Annotated in this window: 11 protein-coding genes; 4 read left to right on the forward strand and 7 right to left on the reverse strand. The window is 60.4% G+C overall.

Annotation, left to right across the window (positions count from 1 at the left end; all coding sequences use genetic code 11):
* Positions 1–50: 50 nt before the first annotated feature.
* The 3 genes from Q4Q11_RS08575 to Q4Q11_RS08585 all read right to left on the reverse strand — a co-directional run bounded on the left by Q4Q11_RS08575 (position 51) and on the right by Q4Q11_RS08585 (position 3,261).
* On the reverse strand, positions 51–1,337 hold the full coding sequence (locus Q4Q11_RS08575; protein ID WP_498569221.1) for a cystathionine gamma-synthase family protein: 1,287 nt from the start codon (positions 1,335–1,337) through the stop codon (positions 51–53).
* A 123-nt stretch (positions 1,338–1,460) separates the two neighbouring features.
* A complete protein-coding gene (ppk2, locus tag Q4Q11_RS08580) occupies positions 1,461–2,375 on the reverse strand; it encodes a polyphosphate kinase 2 (RefSeq protein WP_498569222.1) in 915 nt (304 codons plus the stop codon).
* Between the two features lie 97 nt (positions 2,376–2,472).
* Positions 2,473–3,261, reverse strand: coding sequence for a 3-hydroxybutyrate dehydrogenase (locus tag Q4Q11_RS08585; protein WP_112509906.1), 789 nt, complete (start codon positions 3,259–3,261; stop codon positions 2,473–2,475).
* Between the two features lie 207 nt (positions 3,262–3,468).
* Here Q4Q11_RS08585 and Q4Q11_RS08590 point away from each other — a divergent pair, with 207 nt between their 5' ends.
* Positions 3,469–4,215: an acetoacetate decarboxylase gene (locus tag Q4Q11_RS08590; RefSeq protein ID WP_112509904.1), complete on the forward strand. Its 747-nt coding sequence runs from the start codon at positions 3,469–3,471 to the stop codon at positions 4,213–4,215.
* A gap of 36 nt (positions 4,216–4,251) precedes the next feature.
* Complete coding sequence (locus tag Q4Q11_RS08595) at positions 4,252–5,409, forward strand: patatin-like phospholipase family protein (protein WP_498569223.1); 1,158 nt, start codon at positions 4,252–4,254, stop codon at positions 5,407–5,409.
* Between the two features lie 12 nt (positions 5,410–5,421).
* On the opposite strand, the gene Q4Q11_RS08600 is transcribed toward Q4Q11_RS08595, so the two are convergent.
* Positions 5,422–6,042 carry a CGNR zinc finger domain-containing protein gene (locus Q4Q11_RS08600; RefSeq protein WP_498569224.1) on the reverse strand — a complete coding sequence of 207 codons (621 nt, stop codon included), beginning with the start codon at positions 6,040–6,042 and terminating at the stop codon, positions 5,422–5,424.
* Between the two features lie 161 nt (positions 6,043–6,203).
* Here Q4Q11_RS08600 and Q4Q11_RS08605 point away from each other — a divergent pair, with 161 nt between their 5' ends.
* On the forward strand, positions 6,204–6,905 hold the full coding sequence (locus Q4Q11_RS08605) for an alpha/beta fold hydrolase (RefSeq protein ID WP_498569225.1): 702 nt from the start codon (positions 6,204–6,206) through the stop codon (positions 6,903–6,905).
* A 40-nt stretch (positions 6,906–6,945) separates the two neighbouring features.
* Positions 6,946–7,788, forward strand: a complete 843-nt coding sequence (locus tag Q4Q11_RS08610; RefSeq protein ID WP_498569226.1) for an alpha/beta fold hydrolase — start codon at positions 6,946–6,948, stop codon at positions 7,786–7,788.
* Positions 7,789–7,871: 83 nt separating this feature from the next.
* Here the strand turns inward: Q4Q11_RS08610 and Q4Q11_RS08615 are convergent, their stop codons facing one another.
* From Q4Q11_RS08615 to Q4Q11_RS08625, 3 genes are all read right to left on the reverse strand, one after another.
* Positions 7,872–8,762, reverse strand: coding sequence for a hypothetical protein (locus tag Q4Q11_RS08615; protein WP_498569227.1), 891 nt, complete (start codon positions 8,760–8,762; stop codon positions 7,872–7,874).
* A gap of 298 nt (positions 8,763–9,060) precedes the next feature.
* Positions 9,061–10,257, reverse strand: a complete 1,197-nt coding sequence (locus Q4Q11_RS08620) for an ATP-binding protein (protein ID WP_498569228.1) — start codon at positions 10,255–10,257, stop codon at positions 9,061–9,063.
* Entirely contained in the window at positions 10,254–10,895 is a 642-nt protein-coding gene (locus Q4Q11_RS08625) for a response regulator (RefSeq protein WP_498569229.1), read from the reverse strand. Before Q4Q11_RS08625 ends, Q4Q11_RS08620 begins: the two co-directional genes overlap by 4 nt.
* Between the last annotated feature and the right edge of the window lies 1 nt (position 10,896).

The following is a 10,896-nucleotide window of genomic DNA, read 5'->3' on the forward strand; positions in this document are numbered from 1 at the left end:
ACGTTCGCAGCTGATTCATCCCGCTCTCGACCTGCTGGGTCGCATAGGCTTCAGGATGCGGCTTCAAGGGCGGCGGCGAGATCGGCGATCAGATCATCGGGATGCTCGATCCCGATCGACAGGCGGATTGTCGATTCCAGCACGCCGATACGGTGGCGCACATCCACGGGAACGCCGGAATGTGTGGTTGTTGCCGGATGAGAGGCCAGCGATTCCGTACCGCCGAGGCTGACGGCGAGCTTGAAGATCTGCAGCGCATTCAGGAACTTGAACGATGCCGGCTGGCCGCCCTTGATATCGAAGGAGAAGGTGGAGCCCGCGCCGCTGCACTGGGCGGCGAAGGTGCGGCCGGTCGCCGAAGAAGGGTCTGCATAGGACAGGTAATGGATCTGCTCGACCTTCGGATGATCCCGCAGGAAATCGGCCACGGCCCGGGCGTTGCTGTTTGCCCGCTCCATGCGAATCTGCAGCGTTTCCAGCGAACGGCCGAGCATCCAGCAGGAATGCGGATCGAGCTGGGTGCCGATCGCTCCGCGCAGCGCCTTCACCTGCTTGATGACGGTCTTGGAGCCGAGAGCCGCACCCGCGATCAGATCGGAATGGCCGCCGACATATTTGGTCAGCGAATAGAGTGAGATATCGGCCCCATGCTCGATCGGCCGCTGAAAGACCGGACCGAGCAGCGTGTTGTCGCAGGCGACGATCGGAGTGTGTCCCTGCTTCTTGCCGATTTCATCGGCAACGCGGCGGATCATGGCGATGTCGACCAGGCTGTTCGTCGGGTTGGCCGGCGTTTCCACGAGAATGATGGAGACTCGGCCTTTGGCCATGGCCTCGTCGGCGGCTGCCTCCACCGAGTCTTCATTGACCCCGTCGGCGAAGCCCACGGCCGAGACGCCGAGATTGAGGAATGTCTTGGCGACGAGCGTTTCCGTGCCGCCATAAAGCGGCTGGGAATGCAGGATCGCATCGCCCGGGCGGACGAAAGTGAGAAGGGTGGTCGCGATCGCCGACATGCCGGAGGAAAAAAGTGCACCACTTTCGGTTCGCTCATAGACGGCCAGGCGATCCTCGACGATTTCGCTATTGGGATGGTTGAAGCGCGAATAGACGAGGCCGACGCCTGTGCCTGTAGGTGGATCGGTGCGGCCGGATATGTAATTGAAGAAATCGCGCCCGTCTTCGGCCGATTTGAAGACGAAGGTGGAGGTCAGGAAAACAGGCGGCTTGACCGCGCCCTCGGAAAGTTCCGGGTCGTAGCCGTAATTCAGCATCTGGGTTTCGGGATGGAGGGGGTGGTTGCCGATATGCGTTTTCGACGGATGCGGCGCAGTCATGACGATCTCCTCAGCCGATGACACGAATTTCAGATTCGCATCATATCATCAGTTGCGGTGCCGCTCGCTATAGTCTTTGGCGGATGTCGGGCTCGCTGAGGCGAGCCCGTCTAGTCGATATCGTCAGTAGATTTCCGGCACGTACATTTCCGGCGGCACCGGTGTGCGATGATAGTCGGCGTTGCGCATGCGCTCCGGCAGGATGATTTCCGACTTCGGAACTGCCTCGTAAGGGATCTGCGTCAGCAGATGCGCGATGCAGTTGAGGCGTGCCCTCTTCTTGTCGACGGCATGGACGACCCACCACGGCGCTTCCGGAATATGGGTGCGCTCGAGCATCTCTTCCTTGGCCTTGGTATATTCCTCCCAGTGCACGCGGCTCTGCAGGTCCATCGGCGAAAGCTTCCACTGCTTCAGCGGGTCCTGAATGCGCATGTTGAAACGGAATTCCTGTTCCTCGTCGGTGATCGAGAACCAGTATTTGAGGAGAATGATGCCGGAGCGAACCAGCATGCGCTCGAAATCCGGCACCGAACGGAAGAACTCTTCCAGCTCCTCCGGCGAGCAGAAGCCCATGACGCGCTCGACGCCGGCGCGGTTATACCAGCTGCGGTCGAACAGCACCATTTCGCCTGCCGTCGGCAGATGGGCGGCGTAGCGCTGAAAATACCACTGGTGCTTCTCGCGCTCGGTCGGTGCCGGCAGCGCGACGACGCGGCAGATGCGCGGATTGAGACGCTGGGTGACGCGCTTGATGGCGCCGCCCTTGCCGGCGGAATCGCGGCCTTCGAACAGCACGACGACCTTGAGCTTCTTGTACTGCACCCAGTCCTGCAGGCGTACGAGTTCATGCTGAAGACGGAAGAGTTCGCGGAAATAGACCCTGCGGTCGAGCGTCGCTTCGCCTTCGCTGATCAGACCTTCGGCAACCAGCTCGTCTAGACGGTCCTCTTCAAGCTGCATCTCCAGCTCTTCGTCGAAGCTGTCGACGATCTCATCCTTGATGCGGCTGAGCGGGTCCTGGTTTTCTTCGGTCATTATGCGCCTCCTGCTCTGTTCTCATGTTGATGCTGCCGCGGTGTGGCCGCAGAAAGCCGGCGCGCCGCTCAAGCATGTGCCGGCTATGGCTTTGGTATTATTCGGCGGTCCAGCCGCCATCGACGGAAAGCGTCGTGCCGGTAATCTGCTTGGCGGCGTCGCCGCACAGGAAGACGGCGATGGCTGCGACTTCATCGACGGTCACGAATTCCTTCGTCGGCTGGGCGGCCAGCAGCACATCGTGCTTGACTTGCTCTTCCGTCATATTGCGGGCCTTCATGGTCTCGGGGATCTGCTTTTCGACAAGCGGCGTCCAGACGTAGCCGGGCGCGATGGAATTGACGGTCACGCCATCGCGGGCAGCTTCGAGAGCGATGGTCTTGGTAAGACCGGTAATGCCGTGCTTGGCCGAGACATAGGCCGACTTGAACGGCGAAGCGACCAGTGCGTGCGCCGAGGACGTGTTGATGATCCGGCCCCATTTGCGGGCCTTCATGCCGGGGATCGCGGCTTTGATGGCGTAGAAGGCAGCAAGCAGGTTGATGCGGATGATCGCCTCCCATTTGTCATCGGGGAATTCCTCGATCGGCGCCACGAACTGGATGCCGGCATTGTTGACGAGAATATCGAGGCTGCCGAAGGCTTCCTCGGCTTCACGCACCATGGCCGTAACTTCCTCGCCATTCATCATGTTGGCGCCGGAATAGCGGCACTTCACGCCGAAATCGGCCTCGATGGCGGCACGCTCCTTTTCGATCGCATCTGCATCGCCGAGGCCGTTGATCGTGACGTTCGCGCCTTCGGCGGCAAAGGCGCGAGCAATCGCAAGCCCGATACCGCTCGTCGAACCGGTGACCAGCGCATTCTTCGAAGTCAACGAACCCATGATGCAACTCCCGCAATCTCTGTGACGTGGTTGAGCAAATGGAAAATGCCCAAGATGGGCGCACACTGCCAGCCTCGTATGTCGCTTTGATAACAGTGCGGTGTCGCCTTTCGCCGCAACCCTTCTGCACCTGACACTTCACTGTCATGCAACCGTGCAAGTTTTCGCTCCGATGCCCGGCGATTTCCTCCAACGACGGAATATACGATGAAGGTCGAAGACATTCTCAAGCATGCATATGCGATGCCGCTGACCAGTCCTTCCTATCCTCCGGGACCCTATCGGTTCTTCGATCGCGAATATATCATCATTACCTACCGCACGACGCGCGAAGCCCTTGAGGCGGTCGTGCCGGCCCCGCTCGAAATCGACGAGCCGCTGGTGAAATACGAATTCATCCGCATGCCCGATTCCACCGGCTTCGGCGATTATACCGAGACCGGACAGGTCATCCCGGTTACCTATCGCGGACAAAAGGGCGGCTATGTCCACTCCATGTATCTCGACGACGATGCGCCGATCACCGGCGGCCGCGAGATTTGGGGCTTTCCGAAGAAACTTGCCAATCCGAAGATCGTCAACGAGGGCGAGGTCATCGTCGGCACGCTGCATTACGGCAGCGTCCTCTGCGCCACGGGCACTATGGGATACAAGCACAGGCCGGTCGACCAGGGACCTCTTCTGGCCGCTCTTTCGGAGCCCAATTTCCTGATCAAGATCATACCGCATGTCGATGCCACCCCGCGTATTTGCGAGCTGGTGCGCTATTACCTGACCGATATCACCATCAAGGAAGCCTGGACCTCGCCTGCGGCCCTTGATCTTCGTCCGCATGTCATGGCCGATGTCGCGCGGCTGCCCGTTCTCGAAGTGGTTTCCGCCGTTCATTTCACTGCCGATCTGACGCTCGGCCTCGGCGAAGTCGTTCACGATTATCTTGCCGAGCGCAGATAACCGAAACCTTATTTCATTTCATGCTGGAGACGGATCGTGCTCGAACGAAACACCAAGGCCGCGGCCCCGACTATCCCTGAAATTGCCGCTCAATATGATCGTGTCGCCCTGGTATTCCAGGGCGGCGGTGCGCTCGGCGCCTATCAGGCCGGTGTCTACGAGGCGCTTGCCGAAGCGGGATGTGAGCCGACCTGGCTTTCGGGCGTCTCGATCGGCGCGGTCAATGCCGCCATCATCGCCGGCAACGAGCCCGGACGGCGGCTGCAGCGCCTCGAGCAATTCTGGCAGATCATTTCCGGCCGCAAGATCTGGGCCTTTACACCGGAAGGCGACGTCTTCCGCGATATCCGCAACCGTACCAGCTCCTGGATGACCATGACGATGGGCCAGCCCGGCTTTTTCAAGCCGCGCTTTCCCAATCCCTGGTTCGAGCTGCCGGGTGCCGAAGGGGCGACCAGCTTCTACGATTCCTCGGAGCTGAAGAAGACGCTGGAGATGCTGATCGATTTCGACGTGCTGAATGACGGCAAAAAGCGTTTCAGCGTCGGCGCCGTCAACGTCCGTACCGGCAACTTCGTCTATTTCGACACCGACAATATCCGCATCGGCCCCGAGCATATCATGGCAAGCGGTGCGTTGCCGCCTGCCTTGCCGTCCATCCGTATTGAAGGCGAATATTATTGGGACGGCGGCATCGTCTCCAACACGCCGCTGCAATATCTGCTCGATCAGGAAGAGGACCGCAGCTCGCTGGTGTTTCAAGTGGATCTCTTCAGCGCGCGCGGCGTCCTGCCGCGCAGCATGCCGGATGTGCTGTCGCGCCACAAGGACATCATGTATTCGAGCCGCACGCGGCAGAACACCGACAATTTCAAGCGTATCCACGGGCTGAAGATGAAGCTTCTGAGCGCGCTGAAGCGTGTTCCGAAGGATCAGCTGACGCCGGAAGAGGAAGAGCTGATCGCCGACTATTCCGATGCCGGCGTCGTCAACATCGTCCATCTGATCTATCAGCACAAGAACTACGAAGGCCACGCCAAGGACTACGAGTTTTCCGGCACCTCGATGCGCGAGCATTGGGACATGGGGTTGGAGGATACCAAGCGAACGCTGCGCCACTCCGAATGGCTGCTGCCGCCCTTCAGCGATGAAGCAGTGGCCATCCACGATCTCCACCGAGAAGATCCGGTCTGAACCTGGATGGCATCAGCTCTGCTTGAGTCGGTGCCGATGGGCTGCCTGCTTGGCGCGATTGCCGCACATCGCCATGCTGCACCAACGTCTGCGGCGGCCGCGCGTGTGGTCAATGAAAAGCAAGGTACATCCGTGGCCTTCGCAGGCCTTCACATCGGAGAAGTCCTCCGTGCAGACAAAGCGCCCCAGCGCTTCGCCGATGGGCAATAGCAGTGCTTCCGGCGAGCGCCATTTCCGCATGGGCTGAAAGCTGAATTTGCCGCTTTCGCCCGGCTTATCTACGACGATCCGGCTAAAAACTTCATCGCGTTCCAGCAGGCGGTTCAGCGGTTCCAGATCGCTCAAGGCCTCTGCCGTCAGCGGCTGTCCCTTGTGGGCAAATACGAAGGTTCTGAACCATTCGCGCAGGCTTCGTGCCTGATCGGCGACCTTGTCGAGCTCGCCAGGCAGGGCCTGCTCGCGAATGGCTGCGAGCGTCTCCGGCGGTACCAGGCGCGCCTGTTCCAGCCAGGCAAGCAGACCCTCTCCATCGTCGACCCAGTCGATCGGCACATCCGCAGGCGTTGCAACCGAATTAAGGAAATCCAGGCCCAGCGTGTCGCCGACAAAGATAGCGGGCGAATGATTGTCCATCGACTACTCCTGTTCCGGCCGTCAGGGTTACCGAAAGGCCGCTCGAAAACATAGCGTCTACGTAACCTGCCAAAAGGCTCTTGACAAGTTATGTATATCGAGCGTAACCCTATTGAAGCAATTTAAAAGGTTACTAGCTTCGAGCCGCAGGGAGAAAGCTGATGTCGTCGCAAAATGCAGATATTGTTCTTGTCCATGGCGCCTGGGCGGATGGCTCCGGCTGGGCAAAAGTAATTGCGCCGCTTGCGGCTGATGGCTTTTCAGTGACGGCCGCACCACTGCCGTTGACGTCATTTGCCGATGATGTCGCCGCGCTCGAGCGAGCCCTGGAACGGACGATGGGACCGGTGATCCTGGTTGGCCACGCCTATGCCGGCGCGGTGATTGCCGCTGTCTCCGGCGAAAAGGTTAAGGCTGTTGTCTATGTCGCAGCGCTTGCGCCGGGTGAAGGCGAGACGGTTGCCGATGTCTTCTATCGGGGCGCGCCGCATCCGCGGGCGCCGAAGCTGGCGCCCGACAGCCACGGGTTGATCTACCTCCCGCAGGATGCGTTTGCCACGGCCTTTGCCCAGAACGCGAAGGCCGATGAACTGGCAGTCTTGGTGGCCGCGCAGCGGCCGATCTCGCCAGCATGCATCACCGTCCCCGTCGGCCGCCCGCTTTGGACGGATCGTCCCACCTGGTTCCTGATCGCCGAGGAAGACCGGATGATCGGGGTCGAAAACCAGCGGTTCATGGCGGCACGCATGAGGGCGCAGCAGCGCTCGGTCCTGGCCGATCATATGCCGATGGTTACGGCGCCGGCCGCCATCATCGCCATCATCCGGGATGCCGCCTCTGCCATCAGCATTCCAGATAAGTAACCTAATAAGATCGATTATGAAGGTTATGAAAGGACTTATCATGACTCATATCAGCTATCGCACCGTCAATGTCGACGGCGTCAAAGTCTTCTATCGCGAGGCGGGCTCTCCGGGCGCGGCCAAACTGCTGCTGCTGCACGGCTTCCCAACTTCCAGCCACATGTTCCGCGATCTCATCCCGCCGCTCGCCGATCGCTACCACATCATCGCGCCGGATCTTCCGGGCTTCGGGCAATCCGATGCGCCGAAGGGCCGCAACACGTTCGATAGCATCGCCGAGACGATCGACCGCTTCACGGAAGTCGTCGGTTTCGATCGCTATGCCATATATGTCTTCGACTATGGTGCGCCGACCGGTTTCCGGCTGGCCGTGAAACACCCGGAGCGGATCACGGCGATCATCTCCCAGAATGGCAATGCCTATGAGGAGGGTTTGAGCGAAGGCTGGAATCCGATCCAAGCCTATTGGCGTGACGCCTCCGAGGAAAACCGCAATGCTCTGAAGGCATTCCTGCAGCCGGATGCGACGGCGTGGCAGTACACGCATGGTGTCCCAGACGCCTCGAAGGTCTCTCCGGACGGCTATTCGCTCGACAGTTTTTATCTGGCGCGCCTTGGTGCGGAGAAAGTGCAGCTCGATCTCTTCGGTGACTATAAGAGCAATGTGGCGCTTTATCCCACATTCCAGGCCTATTTCAGAACCCACAAGCCGCGGTTGCTGGCGATTTGGGGCAAGCACGATCCCTTTTTCCTGCCGCCGGGCGCTGAGGCCTATCGCCGTGACATTCCCGAGGCGATCGTCAAAATGCTCGACACCGGCCATTTCGCTCTGGAGACCCATGCGGCCGAGATCGCTGCTGAAATCCGCACTTTCCTCGGTTGATATCGAGCCGAACCGCGCCTGCGATCGCCGGCGCGGTCTGTCGGCAGTCTCGGACTGATCCCTGAAGGCATCTTTAGACCATATCAGCGGGCCTTGTAGCTGACCGAGATCCTGGCGTTTGCCAGCGCGGATTGTGCCAATTGCGCGCTATCGAAGTCGGGTGCGCTGATCTTCAGCGGCTGATCGAGGGCAAGATCGAGCGTGAAGAAACCGGTCGGATGCGGCAGATCCTTCACGAAGCGGAGCAGGGCTTCCTTCGATTCAGCATCAATCCGGCCTTCGGGCAGCGCCTGCAGCGCTGCGACAGTCGAATCGCGCAATTGGTTGATTCCCTGGGCGGGATCGTCGGAGCCAGCCATCTGCTGGAGGAATGCCGCGAGCGACGGTACGGCCATGCCCTCGAACAGTCCCTGATTGTCGAGCCGGAAGCGCAAATGGGTAAGGCCAACCGATCCATCCTGCATTAAAGCCGGCATACCGGCATCTTTCGGCAGGCTCAACTCGGCCGAAAGCGAGGCCTTGCCGAGGCGCAGATTGGTAAGCTCCAGCTCCTGAATGTCCAGATAGCCGTCCTTGGGATCGAAACGGAAGGAGCCCGACATGTCCATCGGCCACTGCTGGACCGTCGTGATGTAATTCGCCATGGCATTGTCTAGCATCGGCGTGAAACGCACGCCCTCGACCGAGAACAGTCCCCAGGTCGGCAAGTGTTCGGGCTTGCTGGCGATGGCCTTGAGGAAATCGGTTAGCCCATCTCCCTTGAATTCCGCATGCTCGAAGGTCCATCCCATTCTGCTGCCGGATTTGAAAATTCCGTTCGCAACGGCACAGCCGTCATGCAGGTCGGAGATAGCGAAGCCGTCCGCATGCTGGATGACGGCACTGCCCTCGATAAGGTCGGTACAGGGTGTCCCGGCGGCGGCGGAAAGAGGAGCAAGAGAGATAAATAGCGGGAGTAGAAGAGGGAAACGCATCTTTCAGGACTACCTGTTTGAGTCGATCGGCAAATGCGCGCCATGTTTGCGGCTATGCGGGCTATGTCAAGGCATGGAGCTTGCGTAATAGCCCGCCGTTAAGTCTTTCAAGGACGATAAAACTTGCTAGGTTCTGCCCCAAGATGCCCTCGCCACTGGCAGCCACTTCGACTCCGCCAACCGGAAGCGGCGCTCAAGCGGAGTTTCCCATCGATGACAGCGCATGCGATGGTCCGATCGGTTGAAGCCGGCAGGTCCCGCCGCCTCCGTTGCGGCATTGTCGAGAAGACGCGCATCGCTATGAAACGCTCTGCGCTCTCGTCTGGCTGCCATTGCCCGTCAAATGGATGGCGACGACAGCGCCGCCTTCCGGCCGGTTTGCAAATTCCAGGCGTCCGCCATGGGCAGCCGCTATCGCCTGCACCACGGCCAATCCCAGCCCCGTGCCGCCCGTCGCGCGCGAGCGCGACGGGTCGCCGCGCCAGAAGGGGTTGACGGCAACCGCGTCCATGTCCTGCGGAAAGCCTGGACCGCGGTCGAGGATGCGGATGACGACGCTTTCATCCGCCGACTGCTCCGTCTCGCATCGCAGCCAGCCGCCACCTGCAGCATAGCGGCAGGCATTTTCAAGCAGCGCCAGCACGGCCTGTCTTACGCGAGGAGAATCGGCCGAGATCCAGGCGGGCCGCAGGTTCGTTTCAACCTGCAGGCTGCTTGCATCCAGCATGGGTTTTGCCGAAGCGATGACGGTCCCGACCAATAGCGATGCGTCTATGCGCTGTCGCTCCATGACGAGTTTCTGGCCGATGGCCAGAGATAGAGTGCGCAGGTCTTCGACGACCCGTCCCAGGCCTTCGACTTGCAGGAGAAGATCGGAGATGATTTTCCGGTCCATCGGAAAAACGCCGTCGAGCATGCTCTGCAACGATCCCTGCAGGATGGTCAGCGGCGTACGCAGCTCGTGCGCGACCGCCATGTTGTTGAAGCGCAGCCTCGCTTCCATGGTCTCAAGGCTGGTCGCAAGGGCATTGAAGGTTTCCATCAGGCTCGCGACTTCGCGGGTGCTGCGGTGGGACGCGCCAACACGAACGGAAAAATCCCCCGACTTCAATCCATCGGCTGCGGCGGTGAGCTCCTCAAGAGGGCGCGCGAGCCGGCGCGCCAGATAGACCCCGATCAAGGCGCAGAGGCCGGCTGAAAGCAGGCCGCATATCAGAACGGAAAGCTGTATCTTGAAATCGGTCGGCTCGGTCAGCAGGTTGAGGTGCTCGAACAGGAGTCTAAGGGAATCGCCGTCCGGAACCTTGTTCTCGCTCAGCATCTTGTAGGCGGCCGCCGCCCTGGGCGGCAGGGTATGGGTGATGCCCTCTTCCAGATAGGAGGCGTACCACGTGACCCCCATATATGTCAGGCCGACGCTGAGAAGCAGCATAATGGCGGTCGCGATGGCCGTGAGTGTGGCCAGCGGCAGGCAAGGGGCTCTTGGTATCTTCATCTTGGGTCCGAAAAACGATAGCCGATGCCGCGCACCGCCGGGAAAAAGCCGGCCTGTCCAATCTCCTCCAGCTTGCGCCGCAGATTGGAAATGTGCGTATCGACGGTGCGTACCAGAGCGTCGCTTTCCGGCAGGCACGCATCGAGAATGTCAGCCCGCGAAAAGGCCTGGGTGGGATGGCGGATCATGTAGGCTAGAATCCGGAATTCGCTGAGCGTCAGCGGTAATGCGATCCGGCGCTCGTCGCTGCTGACGAAGACGGTGTAGCTGTTGAAATCGACCTCAAGCGTGCCGAAGCGCCGGATCGTTTCGGCGCGATCGCCCTGCGTCCGGCGCAGGACCGCCCTCACACGCGCGACGACTTCCTGCGGGTTGAACGGCTTGACGACGTAATCGTCGGCGCCGAGCCGCAGGCCGCTTAGACGGTCTATGTCGTCGGCGACCGCCGTGACCATGATGACCGGCGTCGAGCCGGCCTGGCGGAGCCGACCAAGTACCCCGAAACCGTCCAGTTTCGGCAGGCGCACGTCGAGGAGCACGATATCGGGCTTTAGAAGCGCGTGGTGCTGGAGCGCTGTTTCGCCGTCGCCGGCGCGGACGGTGCGAAAGCCGTCTCGCGTCAGATAGCCCTCCAATATC

It is taken from the genome of Rhizobium sp. UFLA01-1127 (assembly GCF_059803845.1).

Bases quoted from the DNA above. Each gene is read 5' to 3' on its own strand.
- Q4Q11_RS08575 (WP_498569221.1), bottom strand. From the start codon at position 1,337: ATGACTGCGCCGCATCCGTCGAAAACGCATATCGGCAACCACCCCCTC.
- Q4Q11_RS08600 (WP_498569224.1), bottom strand. From the start codon at position 6,042: ATGGACAATCATTCGCCCGCTATCTTTGTCGGCGACACGCTGGGCCTG.
- Q4Q11_RS08585 (WP_112509906.1), bottom strand. From the start codon at position 3,261: ATGGGTTCGTTGACTTCGAAGAATGCGCTGGTCACCGGTTCGACGAGC.
- Q4Q11_RS08615 (WP_498569227.1), bottom strand. From the start codon at position 8,762: ATGCGTTTCCCTCTTCTACTCCCGCTATTTATCTCTCTTGCTCCTCTT.
- ppk2 (WP_498569222.1), bottom strand. From the start codon at position 2,375: ATGACCGAAGAAAACCAGGACCCGCTCAGCCGCATCAAGGATGAGATC.
- Q4Q11_RS08605 (WP_498569225.1), top strand. From the start codon at position 6,204: ATGTCGTCGCAAAATGCAGATATTGTTCTTGTCCATGGCGCCTGGGCG.
- Q4Q11_RS08610 (WP_498569226.1), top strand. From the start codon at position 6,946: ATGACTCATATCAGCTATCGCACCGTCAATGTCGACGGCGTCAAAGTC.
- Q4Q11_RS08590 (WP_112509904.1), top strand. From the start codon at position 3,469: ATGAAGGTCGAAGACATTCTCAAGCATGCATATGCGATGCCGCTGACC.
- Q4Q11_RS08620 (WP_498569228.1), bottom strand. From the start codon at position 10,257: ATGAAGATACCAAGAGCCCCTTGCCTGCCGCTGGCCACACTCACGGCC.